This window comes from Shinella oryzae (genome assembly GCF_023038235.1).
GTDB lineage: Bacteria > Pseudomonadota > Alphaproteobacteria > Rhizobiales > Rhizobiaceae > Shinella > Shinella sumterensis.
In genome coordinates this window covers 1,446,900-1,464,463 of sequence record NZ_CP081988.1, presented here as the reverse complement: position 1 = coordinate 1,464,463, position 17,564 = coordinate 1,446,900, and the positions used below count along the sequence as shown (strand labels likewise).

General features: G+C 59.0%; 17 protein-coding genes. 8 read left to right on the top strand and 9 right to left on the bottom strand.

Annotated elements, in window-relative coordinates; all coding sequences use genetic code 11:
* Window positions 1-80: 80 nt before the first annotated feature.
* The 4 genes from K6301_RS23005 to K6301_RS22990 form a co-directional block, all read right to left on the bottom strand.
* Window positions 81-902, bottom strand: a complete 822-nt coding sequence (locus tag K6301_RS23005; RefSeq protein WP_247221157.1) for a GntR family transcriptional regulator — start codon at window positions 900-902, stop codon at window positions 81-83.
* 138 nt (window positions 903-1,040) lie between these two features.
* Window positions 1,041-2,387, bottom strand: coding sequence for an MFS transporter (locus tag K6301_RS23000; protein ID WP_247221156.1), 1,347 nt, complete (start codon window positions 2,385-2,387; stop codon window positions 1,041-1,043).
* Between the two features lie 294 nt (window positions 2,388-2,681).
* The gene (locus K6301_RS22995) at window positions 2,682-3,860 is read right to left on the bottom strand and encodes an acetyl-CoA C-acetyltransferase (RefSeq protein WP_247221155.1); all 1,179 of its coding nucleotides are present in this window, start codon (window positions 3,858-3,860) and stop codon (window positions 2,682-2,684) included.
* 3 nt (window positions 3,861-3,863) lie between these two features.
* On the bottom strand, window positions 3,864-4,466 hold the full coding sequence (locus K6301_RS22990) for a TetR/AcrR family transcriptional regulator (RefSeq protein ID WP_247221154.1): 603 nt from the start codon (window positions 4,464-4,466) through the stop codon (window positions 3,864-3,866).
* Between the two features lie 157 nt (window positions 4,467-4,623).
* Between K6301_RS22990 and K6301_RS22985 the strand changes: the two genes are divergently transcribed.
* Genes K6301_RS22985 through K6301_RS22960 form a run of 6 tightly spaced genes read left to right on the top strand, consistent with a single transcriptional unit; the run spans window position 4,624 to window position 11,021 of the window.
* Entirely contained in the window at window positions 4,624-6,579 is a 1,956-nt protein-coding gene (locus tag K6301_RS22985) for an acetoacetate--CoA ligase (protein WP_247221153.1), read from the top strand.
* Window positions 6,576-7,733: a thiolase family protein gene (locus K6301_RS22980; RefSeq protein ID WP_247221152.1), complete on the top strand. Its 1,158-nt coding sequence runs from the start codon at window positions 6,576-6,578 to the stop codon at window positions 7,731-7,733. The genes K6301_RS22985 and K6301_RS22980 overlap by 4 nt, the downstream gene beginning before the upstream one ends.
* A complete protein-coding gene (locus K6301_RS22975; protein ID WP_247221151.1) occupies window positions 7,733-8,167 on the top strand; it encodes a Zn-ribbon domain-containing OB-fold protein in 435 nt (144 codons plus the stop codon). Before K6301_RS22980 ends, K6301_RS22975 begins: the two co-directional genes overlap by 1 nt.
* On the top strand, window positions 8,164-8,616 hold the full coding sequence (locus tag K6301_RS22970; RefSeq protein WP_247221150.1) for a MaoC family dehydratase: 453 nt from the start codon (window positions 8,164-8,166) through the stop codon (window positions 8,614-8,616). The genes K6301_RS22975 and K6301_RS22970 overlap by 4 nt, the downstream gene beginning before the upstream one ends.
* 3 nt (window positions 8,617-8,619) lie before the next feature.
* On the top strand, window positions 8,620-9,867 hold the full coding sequence (locus K6301_RS22965) for an MFS transporter (protein ID WP_425475416.1): 1,248 nt from the start codon (window positions 8,620-8,622) through the stop codon (window positions 9,865-9,867).
* A complete protein-coding gene (locus tag K6301_RS22960; protein ID WP_247221149.1) occupies window positions 9,867-11,021 on the top strand; it encodes a YbfB/YjiJ family MFS transporter in 1,155 nt (384 codons plus the stop codon). The genes K6301_RS22965 and K6301_RS22960 overlap by 1 nt, the downstream gene beginning before the upstream one ends.
* Before the next feature lie 896 nt (window positions 11,022-11,917).
* Here K6301_RS22960 and K6301_RS22955 read toward each other — a convergent pair.
* Entirely contained in the window at window positions 11,918-12,166 is a 249-nt protein-coding gene (locus tag K6301_RS22955; RefSeq protein ID WP_247221148.1) for a hypothetical protein, read from the bottom strand.
* Between the two features lie 204 nt (window positions 12,167-12,370).
* A complete protein-coding gene (locus tag K6301_RS22950; protein WP_247221147.1) occupies window positions 12,371-12,616 on the bottom strand; it encodes a helix-turn-helix domain-containing protein in 246 nt (81 codons plus the stop codon).
* Between the two features lie 136 nt (window positions 12,617-12,752).
* On the opposite strand from K6301_RS22950, the gene K6301_RS22945 reads away from it, so the two are divergent.
* On the top strand, window positions 12,753-13,478 hold the full coding sequence (locus tag K6301_RS22945; RefSeq protein WP_247221146.1) for a hypothetical protein: 726 nt from the start codon (window positions 12,753-12,755) through the stop codon (window positions 13,476-13,478).
* Window positions 13,479-13,494: 16 nt separating this feature from the next.
* Window positions 13,495-14,031, top strand: a complete 537-nt coding sequence (locus K6301_RS22940) for a hypothetical protein (RefSeq protein WP_247221145.1) — start codon at window positions 13,495-13,497, stop codon at window positions 14,029-14,031.
* A gap of 584 nt (window positions 14,032-14,615) precedes the next feature.
* Here K6301_RS22940 and K6301_RS22935 read toward each other — a convergent pair.
* The 3 genes from K6301_RS22935 to K6301_RS22925 all read right to left on the bottom strand — a co-directional run bounded on the left by K6301_RS22935 (window position 14,616) and on the right by K6301_RS22925 (window position 17,478).
* Window positions 14,616-15,869 (bottom strand): type II toxin-antitoxin system HipA family toxin, encoded by a 1,254-nt coding sequence (locus tag K6301_RS22935; protein ID WP_247221144.1) that lies wholly within the window; start codon window positions 15,867-15,869, stop codon window positions 14,616-14,618.
* Window positions 15,862-16,176: a helix-turn-helix domain-containing protein gene (locus K6301_RS22930; protein ID WP_247221143.1), complete on the bottom strand. Its 315-nt coding sequence runs from the start codon at window positions 16,174-16,176 to the stop codon at window positions 15,862-15,864. The genes K6301_RS22935 and K6301_RS22930 overlap by 8 nt, the downstream gene beginning before the upstream one ends.
* Before the next feature lie 546 nt (window positions 16,177-16,722).
* The gene (locus tag K6301_RS22925; RefSeq protein WP_247221142.1) at window positions 16,723-17,478 is read right to left on the bottom strand and encodes an EAL domain-containing protein; all 756 of its coding nucleotides are present in this window, start codon (window positions 17,476-17,478) and stop codon (window positions 16,723-16,725) included.
* Between the last annotated feature and the right edge of the window lie 86 nt (window positions 17,479-17,564).

The window sequence follows — 17,564 nt, the reverse complement described above, 5'->3', positions numbered from 1 at the left end:
AGCAGGATAGGTCGCGCCGTGGTGCGTGTCAATCTGGTTATCACCAGAAATGAGAAATTTTGTACCGAACGGTCTACGGATCAGGACTCAATTCGGAGATGAATGCGTGCCACGGCCGAATTGTAGAAAGCCCGGTAATATTCCAATACACCGCCATCGTAGTCATAAGCGATTGATTCTATGGCGATAAGCGGCGCATCAGTGGGAACGTCCATACGCTGACAGGTAACAATATCTGGCATTTCGGCGGTAAACCACCGTTCCGCGCGCTGAACGGTCAGTCCATATCTTTCCCGAATAGTTTGAAAGATCGAACGGTTGTCGATATCGAGTTTTTCCATGCCCGGCACCTTATGCGCCGGTAGAGAGATATGGGTATGCGTGATGGGTCGCCCGTCGCAATAATAGACGCGGACGATACGCACCACATCTCCCTCAGGCGGAATGCCGAAAACCTTCTGCTCGTTCTCGTTCGCCTTGTCACGATAAAATTCGAATGTCTTTGTTGTGACCACGTGTCCCTTGGCCGTGAGGTCGCCAAAGACGCTGAGATTGGACGTCATGAAGTCTACGTCCTGGCGTGGCCGGGCGACGAACATGCCCTTTCGCGGCATCTTGATGACGTGGCCTTCGGCAGCTAGCGCCCCGAGCGCGGCCCGCACGACGGGCTTCGACACGTCGAAGATCTCGCATAGCGCGGTCTCGGAGGGCATGCGAGAATTAGGCCGAAGCGTCTCGGAAGCGATCGCGTCCTGAATACGGTTTTTCAGCTGTACCCAGAGCGGAGCGGTCTCGCCACGGTCCAAGGTATTGAGGGCGATGGACTGAAAGGCGTCGGTAGCACTGTTGTCGACATCGTCATAGCGCGGGCGTCCACGCATACGGGGCTTTAAGTTTTCCATGCAGGTACATTTCTGATTACATCTAGAATTTCACATTCCTGCGCTTTGTCCCATTCGTCAAGTTGCAACCAGCCTGACCAGGTCGCCAGAAAGAGGAAGGGCCGCGTCGCCGCGGCCCTTCGCACAAAATGATCGCGGTCAATCGTGCGCTTGATCGCCTTCCCATTTGTCCTTGTAGGTTTCCCGGGCAAGGATGGTGCAGCCCGTACTGACGACCCCTAATATAAAGACATAGATGATCACGCCGGTCGGCTCGCCACCGAAGGCCGCAAGAAGCGCCGTCGCAATGAGCGGCGCGAGGCCGCCGGACAGGACGGCACCAATCTGATAGCCGATCGATGCGCCACTGAGACGGACCTTCGTGCCGTACAGCTCAGAGAAGTAAACCGCCTGCGGACCGTACAGCGAGTCGTGCAGCACGTTGAGGCCGATGACGATTGCCACTGTCAGCATAAAGATTGACCCGCTCTGCGCCATCGAGAAGAAGGGTACGATGAACAGCGTCGAGGCGATGCAACCGAAGAGATAGACCGGCTTGCGACCAACCTTGTCCGTCAACCAGGACCACAGCGGCAGGGTGGCGAACCCGACAATCGACGAGATTACGACGGCATTCAGCCCCACCTGGCGATCGAAGCCGAGAGAATTCACGATGTAGGACAGCATGAATACGCTGTAGAGATAGAAGACTGCATTCTGCAGGAACTTCATACCGATCGTCAGCAGCAGGATCCGCCACTGGCCGCGCAGTACTTCGACCACCGGCCGTTCGGCCTGTTGGTTGCTCTGCTTCACCGCCTCGAAGGCCGGCGATTCACTGACACTCGAGCGAATATAGACGCCGACTATGATGAGCGCGGCACTCAACAGGAACGGCACGCGCCACCCCCAGGAGAGGAAGGCCTCGTTGTCCATCGAGCCGGACGCTATGGCAACAGCGACGGTTGACAAAAGCAGGCCCGCCGGAACGCCGAGTTGCGGGAAGCTGCCGTAGAGACCCCGCTTTCCAGGCGGCGCATGTTCGACGGCCATGACCACCGCAGCACCCCATTCCCCGCCAACGGCAAAGCCTTGTGCGATGCGCAGGAAGCACAGGATGACCGCAGCCCAAATGCCGATCTGGTCATAGCTAGGGATCAAGCCGATCAGAACCGTGCTGACGCCCATGATCAGAAGGCTCAGCATGAGCATGGCCTTGCGTCCGACCCTGTCGCCGTAATGACCGGCAACGACACCACCGATCGGGCGCGCCACGAATCCGACCGCATAAGTGGCGAACGCTACGAGCGTGCCGACATAGGGATCATAGGAGGGAAAGAAAACATAAGGAAAGACGAGCGCCGCGCATGTTCCATAGAGATAATAGTCGTACCACTCGATTGCGGTCCCGATGAAGCTCGCGGCCGCAACCTTGCAATGCTCCTTGGACAGTCCTTTGGCCGGCGCGGCCGCTGTTGCACTGTAAGTCATAGGTCCTCCTCCCACAGAATTTGCCCCGCATGACGCCGCGATCCGGCCACACCCGTAGACACAGGTGCTTCCTCCCCGGTTTCTTGGCTGCTGCATGTCGGGATGATGACGACAACGATCAAACTTAGTACCGACCGTTCGGTACAATCTGATGTCGGTCTTCAGATGAGTCAAGGATAAAGCGCAAAAAAATTCAGCAAAATCAGGGTTTGCGCAGGCTCATTCGGTCCATGAAAGCTTGCGGGCGCACAAATGGAACCAACCGCTCAGAGAAGCTGTTGGCCGCAGCCCGTCAGAATGTCTGAGCTATCACCGTTCCAGGCAGATCGCCACACCGAGACCGCCGCCGATGCACAGGGATGCAAGTCCGCGCCGGGCGTTCCGTTTGTTCATTTCGTGCAGCAATGTCACTACGATACGGCAGCCTGAGCCTGCGAGTGGATGACCGAGTGCTATCGCACCGCCGTTGACATTTATACGGTTCAGGTCCCAGCCCATTTCGCGATTGACCGCAATGGCCTGCGCGGCAAACGCCTCGTTGACCTCCATAAGGTCCAGATCGTCCGCACTCCAACCGGCCTTTGCTAGCGCCGCGCGCGATGCCGCGACCGGGCCGAGCCCCATATCCATCGGCTCGACGCCCGCGGAGGCGTAGGATGCAATGCGCGCAAGCGGCTCCAGCCCGAGCGCCGCAGCCTGTTTCCCCGACATGACGAGCACCGCCGACGCCCCGTCGTTCAAACCGGACGAATTGCCAGCGGTCACCGTGCCAGCTGGATCGAACACTGGCCGCAAACGACCCAGTTTTTCCAGATCCGTTGCGGGATTGGGATGCTCGTCAGCGGAGATCGTGACGTCGCCACGGCGCGTGCCGTAAGTAACAGGCACGATTTCAGCAGCAAACCGTCCGGCTTCGACCGCGGAGGATGCCTTTTCCTGCGATGCAAAGGCAAAGCGATCCTGCTCGTCTCGGCGCACCTGAAAGCGATTTGCCAGATGTTCCGCCGTTACGCCCATATGGACATCGTGAAAAGCATCCCAGAGACCATCGACAATCATGGAATCCTTGACGAGCGTATTGCCCATGCGCACACCGTCGCGCGTTCCATAAAGAAGATGCGGCGCCTGGCTCATACTGTCCTGGCCGCCTGCAATCACGATCTGCGCATCGCCGCAACGGATGGCTTGGGCCGCCAGATGAATGGATTTCTGGCCTGCACCGCAGACTTTGTTGACCGTCATTGCTGGCACGTTGACGGGAATACCGGCAGCGCGTGCAGCCTGTCGTGCCGGGTTCTGCCCGGCGCCGCCGGTCAGTACCTGTCCCATGATGATTTCGTCGATATCGCCACCCTCAAGCCCCGCATCCTCAAGCAGCGCTGCCATGACAGACGCGCCGAGCGCGGCGGCCGATTGCGAAGCCAGGCCACCGTTCAGCTTGCCAATGGGGGTGCGCCGTGCGCCAGTGATGACGATATCCTGTTCCATGATCTACCCCTTGCCCGCTGCCCGCAGCGTAATGCCGGTGAAATCCTCGGCAATGGCATCGATCGTCATCGCGCCATCGCCCTTGATCCAAAGGAAGCTGTAGAAATACATGCCCAGGATCGCCTTGACCTCGATCTTCGACAAGGCGCGCAGCACACCCTGACGAGCACCATCCTGAAAGACGCGCATCCAGATATCCTGGTAATCGGCATGTAGGCCCAGCACGCCCTTACGCTTGACATCGTTGAGCGCGTGCACTTCGCGGAAACAGACCGTCATTTCCGGCCGGCTCGCGAACATGATCTCCATGAAGCTGTGGCTCAGCGCGCGGATGCGCTCCGGTACGCTTGCGCCGCTGATCTCAATGGTGCGCGCCGCATTGATCAATTCCACCATGTAGACGGTCATGATGTCGAAGAGCAGCTCTTCCTTGGACTTGATGTGGTAGTAGAGCGCGCCCTTGCCGAAGCCGGCGGCATCGCCGACCTCGCTAATGCCCACGCTTCCATAGCCTTTGTCTGCAAAAAGCTTCGCAGCAACTTCCATGATCATCCGCTTGCTTTCGGAAAGTTCGTCCGGTCGCGGCGTGCTCAGAATCTCGTCCATTGGGTCCTCCAGGTGAATGCAGGCACCGGATGCGATGCGCATTCCGACGTCGATACATGACACGATTTCGCATTGACAGCGCAACTCTCAACTCGCATTGTACCGATCGGTCGGTACTTACGCAACAAGAAAGCTGCTGATCCTGGAGGAGAAAAAAATGCAATCCGATATCGTCTGGCAGCCCGATAAGGCGTCTTTCGAGACAAGCAATCTCGCGAGATTTGCGCGCGAAAACGGTTTCGATGCCCGTGACTATGACACGCTTCACCGCTGGTCGATTGCCGACAAGGGGGCGTTCTGGCGGGCGGTCTGGGATTTCACCGGCGTGATCGGAGAGGCAGGAGAGCGAGCTTTCATCGACGGCGCGGAGAACCCGATGACGGGTGCCGTCTTCTTCCCCGACGCCCGGGTCAACCTAGCGGAGAACCTGCTGCGGGGCGACGACGACGCCATCGCCATTCACGAAGCCGACGAAACGGGCGCTCGGCGAACCGTCACGCGTGGTGAATTGCGCACCATGGTCGCCCGCACGGCGGACGGCCTGCGTCGTGCGGGCGTCAGCCGAGACGATTGCGTGGCCGGCATCCTGCCGAACCGCACCGAAGCGCTTGTCGCCCTGCTGGCAACGGCCACTGTCGGTGCGACATGGTCGTCCTGCTCTCCGGATTTCGGCGTCACGGCTATTCTCGATCGCCTCGGCCAGATCAGGCCGAAGGTTCTCTTTGCGGCCGCGTGCTATCGTTACGGCGGCAAGGATCACGATATCGCCCAGCGCATTGTCGACATTGCCAAGGGCATGGAAAGCGTCGAGCATGTCGTGGTGACCAACGGCAGCCTTCCTGCGGCGACTGGCGGCGAGCTCTTCACCCGTCACGAATATCCGGCCTTCGGACACGAGGCGCCGCTGGTCTTTGAGCGCGTGCCGTTTTGTCATCCGGTCTATGTCCTCTACACCTCCGGAACAACGGGCGCGCCAAAGGCCATCGTTCATTCCACGGGCGGCGTGCTAGTCCAGCACCTGAAGGAGCATGCGCTGCATGGCGACGTGCGCGCCGGCGATGTCGTTAGCTGGTACACCAACACGGCCTGGATGATGTATCACTGGCTGATCTCGGCGCTGGCTTGTGACGCGGCAATCCTACTCTACGACGGCGCTCCAATCCTGAAGACACCGGCGGGGCTAGATGTAACGCCGCTGTGGAAGGCGGCTGAGCGCACCGGCGTCACCCACTTCGGCACGAGCCCGAAATATCTCGCCACCCTCGCGGACGAGGGATACGCACCGGGACGGCATCACGACTTATCGGCATTGAAGTCGGTCCTCTCGGCAGGCGCGCCGGTCTCACCGCATCAGTTCGACTGGGTCTATGACCATATCAAGCAGGACATGGTCTTCGCCTCGATCTCGGGCGGCACGGAAATCATCGGTTGTTTCATGCTGGGCTCGCCGACTCACCCGGTGCGCCGTGGCCATCTTACCGTCAAGGGGCTCGGCCTTGCCGTCAATGTCATGGACGATCGCAACGCACCGATCCTTGGCCGGCAGGGGGATCTTGTCTGCACGGAGGCCTTCCCTTCCATGCCGCTCACCTTTTGGGGTGAACGTGGCATGCAGCGTTATCACGACACCTATTTCTCGCAGCGCCGGGAAATCTGGACGCACGGCGACGTCGCCGAGATGACGCCGTATGGCTCGGCGGTCATCTATGGCCGTTCCGACACGACACTGAAGCCCGGCGGCGTGCGCATCGGCACAGCCGAAATCTACGCAGCCTGTGAACTCTTTCCGCAAATCGAGGACTGCCTTGTCTTCGGCGCAGCCGTGCCCGGCGACGAGGAAATCGTGCTCTGCGTAAAGTTGAAGGACGAGGCGGGCCTCTCCGATAGCTTTGCCAAGGAGGTCCGGCAGAAAATCCGCGACATGGCCTCGCCGCGCCATGTTCCCCACCGCATCCATGCTGTGAGTGCCATACCCTACACGCTCAATGGAAAGCGCGTCGAAGGCGCCGCCCGCACCGTTCTGGAGGGCGGCGTGGTCAAGAACATGGGATCGCTTGCCAATCCAGAATGCCTTGACGAGTACCGTGACCTCGACAGGAGTGCCGCGGCATGAGCGCGACGCGATCGAAGGGTGCGATCATCGGCATCGGCGAACTCAAGCCGCAGCGCAGAACCGAAGGCGTCACAACTCTGGAAATGCTGGCGAAGGTTTCCGCCGCGGCCGTGGCGGATGCCTGTATCGAGCCTTACGAGATCGACGGCCTGCTGGTCGGCCCGCAGGTCGGTGAGACGCCGCAGCATGTGCCGGCGACGATCGCCGAATATCTCGGTCTGAAGCCGACTATGGGCAATGTCGTGGATCTCGGCGGCGCATCCGGCGCCGGCATGGTCTGGCGCGCAGCCGCCGCCATTCAGGCCGGCATGTGCGAGACCGTGCTCTGCGTTCTCGGCAATGCGCGCGACGACAATCCGCCGCGTTCGCCGAACCGCAATCCGATCCGCGAATTCGACGTGCCCTTTGGCGCGTCCGGCGCCAACATTTCCTATGCTTTTTTCATGCAGGCGCATATGGCTCGCTTCGGTACGACAGCCGAGGATTTCGCGACGATCGCACACTGGGCCCGTCAAAACGCGCAGTCGAACCCGGACGCCATCTTCCATGGAAAGCCGGCCAGCGTGGCCGATGTCCTGGCCTCGCCAATCGTCGCCTCCCCGCTGCATCTGTTCGAGATCGTTATGCCCGTCGCGGGCGCCGAGGCGGTCATCGTCACCTCGGCAAAGCGGGCGCGCGAACGTGGCCAGCTGATGGTCCATCTGCTGGGCGCGGGCGAGAAGATCACCCACCGCGCGGCCTCCCAAGCGTCAGACCTGACGACCGGTCCGCTGAGGCAGGCTATGGCAAGTGCATTTGCGCAATCTGGTACGTCCGCGCGCGATATGAGCCTGCTGTCTCTCTATGACTGCTACACAATCATGGTCGCGCTGACGATCGAGGATGCCGGGCTTTGCGGTCCCGGCGAATTCGGTCACTGGCTGAGGGGGCGCGACCTCTCATTCGCCGGCGACACGCCGCTCAATACCCACGGCGGGCAGATCGGCTTCGGCCAACCGGACCTTGCGGGCGGCATGACGCATATCGTGGAGGCGGTGCGGCAGTTGCGCGGCTCCGCCACCGGCCGACAGATCGCCAATCCGCAACTCGCACTCGTGACGGGCAATGGTGCCACCGTAAGCGAAGCGACGGCACTCGTACTTGGAGTGGACTGATGGACCTTGATCTTCTGAAAACCCCCGGCCCAACCATCACCGCACTGACGGCGCCCTTCTGGGCGGCCGCGGAGGAAGGCCGGCTTTCCATCCAGCACTGCGAGGACTGCGAGAGCGCGATCTTCTATCCACGGCCAATCTGCCCGCATTGCTGGAGCCAGCGCCTCGTCTGGAAAGACGGGTCTGGGCGAGGCCACCTCAAATCCTTCACGATCGTCCAAAAGCCAGGCCACCCTGGCTGGATACCGGTCGCACCCTACGCGGTCGGCCTGATCGAACTCGAAGAAGGGCCGACGATGCTGAGTTTCATCTTGCGAGACAACCAAGAAGAGCTCGTGATCGGCAGCGCAGTCGAAATGATCCCCACGCGGATTGGCGGGCGCACCCTGCCCGCCTTCCGCCAGACGCAATCGCAAGGAAAGGGCATGATATGAGCGACGTGAAACAGGACGGCTGGGCCGGCATCATCAAGGGTAAGCCAAAGGTCGGCGACGCGGCCGAGCGGTCACGCCGCACGACGATGAAGGACATCGAGTCTTTCTCCGAAATGACCGGGGACCGTAACCCCTTGCATTACGACCGTGCCCTTGCGGAAGCCTCCATCTTCGGGAAACTCATCGTGCAAGGCGGCGTCACGTCCGGTATGCTCAACGCCGTGGTGGCCGAAGACCTGCCCGGTCCAGGCACCGTCTTCCTCAGCGTGGAATGGAAATTCGTGAAAGCCGTCGGCGTGGACGAGTTGATCACGGCGCGTGTAGAGATCACTGACGTCCGCGACGACAAGCCCATCTGTAAGATTCTCACCAGCGTTCGCAACGAAGCTGGCGAAGTCTGCCTCAGCGGCACCGCGACCGTCTACACGGTTGCGCTGGCAAGGGCCTGATCCGTGCCAAGCACCGAAAGCGGCGACCTATCTGCCGTCAAGCGGCCAGCGGATGCCAATCCCTGGCCGGTCCTCATTCTTTTGTGCATCTCTGTCGTCTTGTCCATGACGACATGGTTTTCCGCCACCGCTGTAACGCCGGAGCTCAAGACCGCCTGGCAGCTTTCGGATAGCGTCGTCGCTTGGCTGACAAACGGCGTGCAGATCGGTTTTGTGACCGGAGCATTGCTGGCTAGCCTCGTCAACCTTCCCGACATCGTGCGTCTCAACCGCCTGATGGCGGCCGCCTCCTTCCTGGCGGCGGGCACGAATGTACTCTTGCTTCTAGAGCCAGGGCCGCTGGGTGCCGTCGCCTGCCGCTTTGCGACCGGCATGACGCTTGCCGCCGTCTACCCCCCGGCAATGAAGCTCGTTTCCACATGGTTCGTGCGCAATCGGGGGCTTGCGCTCGGCGCCGTGGTCGGCGCGCTGACACTCGGCTCGTCGATGCCGCACCTTTTCCGCACCATCGCCGAGCATATCGACTGGCGGCTGGTTATCGGGCTATCGAGCACCGCATCGCTGATTGCCGGCCTCGCCTTTCTGCTGTTTGCGCGAGAAGGACCATATCCGTTCGGCAAGGCCGTCTTCAATCCCCGGCAGATCGGCAAGGTTTTACGCGACCGCAATCTCTTCCTGGTCAATGTTGGCTATTTTGGTCACATGTGGGAACTCTATGCGATGTGGGCGTGGCTTCTTATCTTCGTTCGCACCGCCGCCGACGGCGTACTCCCGCCGAATGTGGCTTCGCTGATCACCTTCGTCGCCATTGCCGCCGGCCTCATTGGCTGCGTGGCCGGTGGCCTCCTGTCCGACCGGTTCGGGCGCACCGCCACGACCGCGGCCCTGATGATCGTATCCGGCCTCTGCGCTTTGCTCATCGGCTTTGCCTTTTCAGGGCCAATCTGGCTGATCGTCCTGATTTCCATCATCTGGGGTATCGCGATCGTCGGAGATTCCCCGCTGTTTTCCGCAGCCGTGACGGAACTGGCTGACCGCGATTTCGTCGGCACGGCGCTGTCGCTGCAGATGGGGCTCGGCTTCGCGCTTACCGTCTTCGTCATCTGGCTGATGCCGTATATCGCCGCGTGGCTCGGCAGCTGGCAATGGTCCTTCGTTATCCTCGCGCCCGGTCCTTTCATCGGCGCATGGGCGATGATGGCCCTTCGCCGCTCGCCAGCAGCCGTCAGGCTGGCGGACGGCCGCCGCTGATGAACCCCTTCGCCAAGATCAGCCTTCTCGCTCTCGGTCCTGCTCTCGGGCTCGGGATAGCACGCTTTGCCTATGGCCTGCTGCTTCCACCTATGAAGATGGACCTCGGCATATCCTATGCGCAGGCGGGCTGGCTCAACACCATCAACGCCGTCGGCTATATCCTTGGCGCCCTGACGGCGGCTCTCGTGGCTCGGCGTCTCGGCACAGCCAGAACATACAATCTCGGTGCGGTCTTCACGGTCCTCACCGTACTTACGCTCGGCGTCGTCCAAGGCTTCGAGGCGCTGAGCCTGTTTCGTCTGCTTTCTGGCGTTTCAGGCGCATGGATCTTCGTAGCAGGCGGCGTGATAGCGGCCGAGGCCGCAGCCGAGTATCCCGGCAAGAGTGGCGTTCTGATAGGCGTCTTTTATGCAGGGGCCGGCTTCGGCGTTGCCCTCACCGGCCTTGTCGTTCCACAATGGCTCGAACATTTTGGCCCCTCGAGCTGGCGGGATGTCTGGGTGCTGCTTGGTGTTCTCGGCGCGCTGTTTGCGGTCGCCGGCTATACTGCGACACCGCCGGATTGGACCCGGGCGGAACGCTCCTCAGCAAGAACGGTCTACCGGCCGTTCAGACACAAATGGATCCTTGGAGGTTACATCGCTTTCGGAGCGGGCTCCATCGCCTACATGACCTTCATTGTCGCATTCCTAACTTCAAGCGGCCAGCCGCCCTGGCACATCAGCGCGTTCTGGGTGAGCATCGGCCTCTCCTCCATGACCGCCCCATGGCTGTGGTCGCGGCTGTTTGCGCGCCTGCGCCATGCGCGTGCCTTCGCCATCCTCGTCGGCATTAGCGCCGCAGGGGCAATAATCCCCCTCATTTCCGCATCGTTTCCGGCAGCAATTGCCTCGGCCGTGGTGTTTGGCGCGGTCTTCTTCGCCGTCGTTGCGGCAACGACGGATTTTATTCGGCGCAATGTGGGAATCTCCAACACAACCGCCGCCATCGGCACCTTCACCGTGGCGTTCGGCACGGGCCAGACACTCGGCCCGCTGGTCATCGGCCGCATTATTGACTCCTACAGCTCATTAACCGCGGGCCTTGCCGCTGGCTGTGCTTTTATATGTCTGGGTTCTGCACTCGCATTACTTCAGCGCGATCAGAAATAAATGGGTGTCAACGGAGTGGAGGATGGCACCCGAGAGTCACACCCTATAGTGACAGTTTCACGAAGAGCGTCATCGAAAATGGGTAGAACCAGATCACTCAGTTGCTAGTTTGCTAGGACGAATGGGCGACGATGAGTTGGACTGATTTCGCTCATCGCCAATATTCCTGACGAGCAATGCGGCATACACGCAACCTGACGAACTGGCGAATGGGTTTGGTCTCGCCCTTCTCTGTCTGGACGGAGGCGGCTGGGCAGGTTGGCAGCACCAGTCTCAGCGAGATCGTAAACGCGTTGGTCTATACCGTCACGACCGGGCGTGAGTGGCGCATGAGACCCAAGCAGTTTCCGCCCTTACCGCTGTTCACGCCTGTTTCTACGAGTAGCGCGCGACAGACTTATGCGATCTGACCACTTATCATCTGGTGACGGAGGCGAAATTGGACGGCCGGAAAGCTCCGTTAGTTTTCAGATAGACAGACGAATACCAGCTTAACTCTACGCTTAGGCGCCACACGCGATTACCAGCATGGCAGAAGAGATAATTGCGGTCTAGGACTGCAGCCTAGGTCGTGCGCATCGATAAATGCGCCGCGTCCTGAAGTGCTTGCACCAACCGGCCGACAGAGGCCTGTTGTGGGCGGTCATGGGACAGCTCGAGAAAATAATTCCCAGGACCGGGCGTTTTGGGAACGAAAGGGCAAACAACGAGCCCAAGGGATTTAGCCATTGGATCGCATACAGGAAGATGGCCGATCGCCAGACCAAGGCCCTGACTCACCATCATCAATGATAACGGCGTCGTGTCGACCGTTTCGATTTTTAGCTGCCGTTCCGGTTGATGGCCGAAATTATGGTTGAGAAGCGCCCTCCATCCGACGGCGTGGGACGACACGTCTAGAGACGAAAAGACAACAAGTCGTCCAGGCTGTCGATGCGCGTAAGATCCTCTCGCCGGCACATGACGACATGTGACATATCCATAAGCCACGTGGGGTGGCGCACAAGATGCGGCTCCTCGCCGAAGCGGATCGTCAGGTCTGGATCCGTCTTGCGCTGCGTGCCCGCCATCACGAGGTCAACGCGGATCGTAGCGTTGGCCGTCTCGAATGCCGCCAGCACGCGCGGCAACCAGCTCATCGCCATTAGCTGACTTGCGAGTAGCGTGACACGCTCGATGCGTTGCCTTGCGGCGAGCGTCTCCGCCTTGCTCTCGATCGCGCCGACGCCACCTGGACCGTTCGCAGGAAATCGCGGCCCTTAGCGGTCAGATTGATACGGTTAGCTGTGCGCTCGAACAGCGGGCGCCCGAGATGGCCAATGCCAATTGCGGATACGGGATTCGATTACCTAGCGATCCGCCAACGTCGGTTGCGGCTTCCTAACAATTATGCCGAAGCCGTCGCTACTATCATCTATGAATGTTATGCCAGCGACCTCAAACACCTGCGTTATCGCGTCCAATGTGGCGTCCCTCAGCAGTTCACCTCTTTCCAGGCGGCTTATCGTCTGCGTCGATACGTTTGCCGCGGCAGCTAGGTCGCGCACACCCCATCCCAAGGCGACACGAGCAAGTTTGCATTGGACACCATTCATTTCACAACACTGTTGTGATTTTGCTTGCTCATTTGGCTTGGCACCGGTACCCTCCTGATTTGCAATCGGCTAGCCCCACGTGTTCGTACCACGCGGGACCAGCCTAACCACAATCTAGCTTACAGGAGCTTGGATCATGGCTGATTCTGAGAATAGCAGAACTTTGCCGGCAATTAAGCTTAGAAAAAAAGGTGCCGACGAAAGCTGCGGCAAAAATCTTCCATACCATATCGATCGTCGCAACCTTCTGCGGATCGCCGCGCAAGTGTTGAGCACGGGCGTTTCGAGAATTGGCGGAAGAAGGGAAAGCGGTCCGACGCCGGTTAGGGAACTATGGCCCGTCTGGTACACATATTACCAAAGCCGCGTCCGATACGCTCTTCGAAAAAAACGGCTTGCTTCCGACATGATGCAATCATCGGGCAATTCACCGAGTGCTCAGCCGAAAAGTGTTAATGACGGCGCCGCCGATCGATCGCTGGCCGCTCCCGAGCGCGTCGCGCACTTGTATACCGCTCCTAAAGGGGTCGATCTGGGCGAACGTCAGAAAACACGGAAACGGGCTGATAAGTGCACTGCCTATTGTGAAATCGCCGCTCTAGAAGAAGAGCTCGCAGAACAATCTTTGGTCACGGGGCGGGTGATGTTGATTGCACCAGTCTCATCGGCGGTGGAAGTTGCCGCGAAGCTGCATTGCCTGATCGTTACGCACGATCCTGGCCTTAAGCTTCAAGACGCCCCTTGGCCACAGTTACGCACCATCCTGAAGGACCTTATCCGTATCGCTGGACGCGAAAACCAAGAGCATTTTTTGCGACCGACAGACGAGTCGATTGGATTAAACTCCAAGGTTTCGCTCTGATGGGGGATTTGCCAAAATGAAGGGCACGAACACTGTAAAAGTGCAGGATTTACTGAGTCTGGCGTCACAATATCGCGCCGCCGCCTTCAAACTCGAAGGTGCGCCACCTGATCCCACTCAACTTCCACAACGGCTTTTGGCTCTTCATGCCATAGAGCTCTATCTCGATGCCGTTCTTCGGGCAAAAGGTATTGAGGAACAACCAATTGGCACCTTTCGACATGACTTGGGTGAGCGGGCGAGAATAGCAGTCAGCACAGGGCTAGTACTTCGGAACCGTACCCTTGCACATTTGCAAACGCTCTCTTCAGCGACCGAATATGTCGTCGTGCGGTATGATCCTAAGCTGACGAGCACGCTCTCGCAGTTAAACCGGGTTATGGCGACGCTCGAGGAGGTTTCGCGGAAGGTATCGAAAATGATGAGGCAAAAAAGGGCCGTTAATGGCAAGCAAGTTCGTCAAGCCAACCTCGAACATTTGCCTGACAGCCGGTGCTACATGACTGAGGAAGCACGGGGAATTAAGGAGCAGGATTCCACAAAACGCCCTTAGGGGAAACGACTGGAAATGACGACCACTGCGACCGTTCCCGAACGGGGACATACTCGTCGCAGGAAACAATGCAAGCCAAGTTTAAAATAAGCGGGGTGGTCGTCCCGCCCCCATCGGCGACCGAAAACCATCGTTACCGCAAGGGTAAATCCTGTCGCGGACATTGCGTTGGGCGCGGTGAACATCACATTTCAATCGTCCGACAGCCAACGGCTAGAACAGGTCGACCAACGCGTTAAAGAAGAAGTGAACAGCCCAGATTGGCGCGCCGGCTCCTGGGTTAGGCAATCGTAACATTGCTACGCTACAGGGGAGTTCCGGTAGGGCAGGCTGGAGTTCCCGCGCCAGATCCACGGTTCACGTATGGCGCTTCTTCGACCCTTTGGCACCGCTGAAGACGTCAGAATTTCCAACGAGGGGAGAGGCGCCGTGATTCTCTGGTGTGAATTGTTCGTCTCCCAGAGGGTGAAAGACAGTGCAATTGCGCTTCTGCCTACTTTGAAGCTGAGCTTGGTCCTTTCCGCAACGGGAAAGAACTGGCGCGCGGCCAGGACGGGGTTTCGTCACCGCTTCGACGGATGGCCTCAATCGGCACAGGTGCCAAGGATCGTGGTCATCAGCCGCACATGCGTGTCGATGCGCTCGAGAACTCTGGCGGGAACGACTGTTCGTTCCGGCAACGACCACCAAACTTCGTTCACGCGCTCAACCGTGTCGGTCACCGCCTTGAGTACGGCCGGTTCCGGCAAGCGCGCACGATTGGCGAAGGCTTTCCATCGTTGTGCGTTCAACGCTTTGAAGGGGCGCTCGCCGGCAAGCGACAGCGCCATGGCGTCCGAAGGGATGTAAGGTACTGTCGAAAGCACGTCGTAGACAGGCGAGAACGCCGGTTTGTCGCCCGCTCCGCGATAGATCAGCGACCAGTTTTTCAGATGCATGTCGCCATTGCCGGTAATTGCAGCGAGAGCCAGCCGGCGGACGAACTCGAGCGCAGCGTCGGACGAAACGGCAACGTTCAGCGCCGCAGCGATGTCATGATAGGCGGCTCCCTCGTATTTGCGGGACGGATAGACACCAAACACCTGCGCGAAGTCCTCGATATGGATCCGCTCTCCGTTTGCGCCACGATCGAAACGTTTGACGAGCAAGACTTTTCCATCGGACAGAGTCTCGAACTCCTTCGGTATGCCCTCAAACTCCGATTGCTCGACAAGCTCCCGCTCCGGCACTTCCATGCCTATAGCTTCCGCCAACGCAAGATTGGCATACTCGTTTTCCGAAACGTCGCGAAACGAGGTCGATGGAAACTTCGCTATGTAGGATCCTTGGTCGTCGCCGAGCGGCAAGGTCAGTCCACCACCCTTGCCCGTGTTCTTGATGACTGAAAGCTTCATCTGGACGCCGGCCAGCGAAAATCGGGCTTTCGGTTTGGACGTAGGTGGGTTGTCGAGGGGGGTAACCGTCCCATCGCTCGGCACAACGCGGACGGCGCCTGGCAGATCCGAGCCCAATGCGACGAGCAGATCGAAATCGTTTCCCGCGCGAACGCTCCCTGCGTGGTGTTTTTCCATCGCCTCGCGCAGCTTGTCTTCGGGGAGCAGATTGGCGAAGAATGCCGGCAACGCTCTGGCAACGGGTTTGGGGTCCTTGCGAAGGGCTCCCATAGCTGCACGAAAAGACAGGCTCAGCACCGGAAAGCCGCCCGTCGCGCGATAGCTCTCCTCGAAGCTGAAGGCGTTAAAGTCCCCAGGCGTCCGGATAACCGTGCCGACCCTCACATCGTTCAGCAGCACGTCGAGCGATGAAATGGATTTCAGGTCATAGGAAGCTTCAGGCATTCTCATCCCCGTCGGGATGAGCCATGAATGCCGGAACATCATCGATATCGTCATACGGCCGCAGCAGTGCGTCGACAGCCGGAACCATGGTTTGGGGTATAAGCATTAGCTCAAGCCCGAGCGCGCGGCCGATGTTGATCAGGGTCGTCGTGCGCGCAGCACTGCTTCCGGCTTCTATCTCGCGATAACGCGGACGCGATATTCCCGCCATGTCGGCAACCTGCTCCTGCGTCAGTTGCCGGCCTTTTCGCGTAGCCTTCAGCAACTGTCCGATTTCCTGCAGGGCTTCTGACTGAGATTGCGCCATCCTACCTATCAGCGATTGTGCGTGGACGACGCCAACCTATCTGAAACATTCAAGACCGGTCAATACAAAAGATATGGATACAGATCATTAATGAGAGTTTGATCTGTTTATGTGTCATAAGTACTATTTTTCTGCGTAGGAGCATCGCTGTAAGGGGGCATATCCACCAAGCATGGGTTGTTGTAATTTCCGAATACATGGCTTTTGCCGCGGGTTGCGATCGCGACGCCGTTTGGTGCCGCGGTGGCTGCAATGTAATGAGCCGTGCCAGTCGCTTTCCCAGATATTCCGGCACGCCCGTCAGTTCGGAATAAACTGGGAGTTAGCCAGTTCCAAGGATCAGATGAAGCCGGAAATGTGGGGGGGGGCACTTCGTTGGCGATCTTCTTCGCCAGCGTCGTCCTTCCGGATTGTCGAGGGCCAACGATCAGCACAACTAGTGTGTCCGACATGGCATCCACTCCATCAGCTCTCAGCGCAAATCAACAAGTCGGGGACTACGAAATCGTTGCGAGCGGCAACCAAGGACCCAAGCTGCGGAGCGGCCTATGGGTCCACGCTAAACGGTGCTAGAGATGCGAGAGATTCAAAGCTCGGTTTTGCCAGCACATAGCCCTGAATGAGAAAGACTCCGAGATCGTTTAGCGTTGCCAACTCGTCGGCCGTTTCGACCCCTTCGCACAGCGGGACAATTGCCAGGTCCTCAAGCATATGAAGCGTGTGTTTCACAATTTTGCGTCTCACAGGATCAACGTCGATCCCTCGGATCAGGTCCATATCCAATTTCACGATGTCAGGCTGAAAATGGGTGAGGAGGCCGAGACCAGAATGACCTGCCCCGAAATCATCGATCGCCGTTTTGAACCCCATATCTCTGTATGTACGAAGGATATGGAGGACATGCTTGGTATCTAGTTGCTCGTTCTCGGTGAATTCGAAGATGATGCGGTCGAGAGGAAAGCCCGTCTGCACAGCGGTCGCAAGAGTGAGCCGAATACAAGCCCGCGGCTCATAGACTGCGTTCGGCATGAAATTGATCGAGAGCTTTACGTCATCGGCCGGATCGTAAAGATCCGATGCCAGCTCGATCGCCTTGACCCGACATTGCTGGTCAAAAGCATACCGATTGCTTTCCTTGATCTGGCTGAGAACTGAACCAGCCCCCTCGCCATTCGGACCACGCACCAAGGCCTCGTGAGCAAAAACGCCACCCGTCCTGATATTGACGATTGGCTGAAACGCCATGGAGAAAGGAAGGTCGAAAGCGGCACCATCGCGGCAGCCATCACAGTGCGTCGGCATAATGAGCCCTCCATCAGACGATAAGCTCTACAAGATGGGCAATTAAGCTTCCGTTGCTACGCGGCGCTCGACTGTCGCCGATATGC

Coding starts and splice junctions, on each gene's coding strand:
- K6301_RS23005 (WP_247221157.1), bottom strand. CDS start 902: ATGGAAAACTTAAAGCCCCGTATGCGTGGACGCCCGCGCTATGACGAT.
- K6301_RS22995 (WP_247221155.1), bottom strand. CDS start 3,860: ATGGAACAGGATATCGTCATCACTGGCGCACGGCGCACCCCCATTGGC.
- K6301_RS22990 (WP_247221154.1), bottom strand. CDS start 4,466: ATGGACGAGATTCTGAGCACGCCGCGACCGGACGAACTTTCCGAAAGC.
- K6301_RS22985 (WP_247221153.1), top strand. CDS start 4,624: ATGCAATCCGATATCGTCTGGCAGCCCGATAAGGCGTCTTTCGAGACA.
- K6301_RS22980 (WP_247221152.1), top strand. CDS start 6,576: ATGAGCGCGACGCGATCGAAGGGTGCGATCATCGGCATCGGCGAACTC.
- K6301_RS22975 (WP_247221151.1), top strand. CDS start 7,733: ATGGACCTTGATCTTCTGAAAACCCCCGGCCCAACCATCACCGCACTG.
- K6301_RS22970 (WP_247221150.1), top strand. CDS start 8,164: ATGAGCGACGTGAAACAGGACGGCTGGGCCGGCATCATCAAGGGTAAG.
- K6301_RS22960 (WP_247221149.1), top strand. CDS start 9,867: ATGAACCCCTTCGCCAAGATCAGCCTTCTCGCTCTCGGTCCTGCTCTC.
- K6301_RS22955 (WP_247221148.1), bottom strand. CDS start 12,166: ATGGCGATGAGCTGGTTGCCGCGCGTGCTGGCGGCATTCGAGACGGCC.
- K6301_RS22950 (WP_247221147.1), bottom strand. CDS start 12,616: ATGAATGGTGTCCAATGCAAACTTGCTCGTGTCGCCTTGGGATGGGGT.
- K6301_RS22945 (WP_247221146.1), top strand. CDS start 12,753: ATGGCTGATTCTGAGAATAGCAGAACTTTGCCGGCAATTAAGCTTAGA.
- K6301_RS22940 (WP_247221145.1), top strand. CDS start 13,495: ATGAAGGGCACGAACACTGTAAAAGTGCAGGATTTACTGAGTCTGGCG.
- K6301_RS22935 (WP_247221144.1), bottom strand. CDS start 15,869: ATGCCTGAAGCTTCCTATGACCTGAAATCCATTTCATCGCTCGACGTG.
- K6301_RS22930 (WP_247221143.1), bottom strand. CDS start 16,176: ATGGCGCAATCTCAGTCAGAAGCCCTGCAGGAAATCGGACAGTTGCTG.
- K6301_RS22925 (WP_247221142.1), bottom strand. CDS start 17,478: ATGCCGACGCACTGTGATGGCTGCCGCGATGGTGCCGCTTTCGACCTT.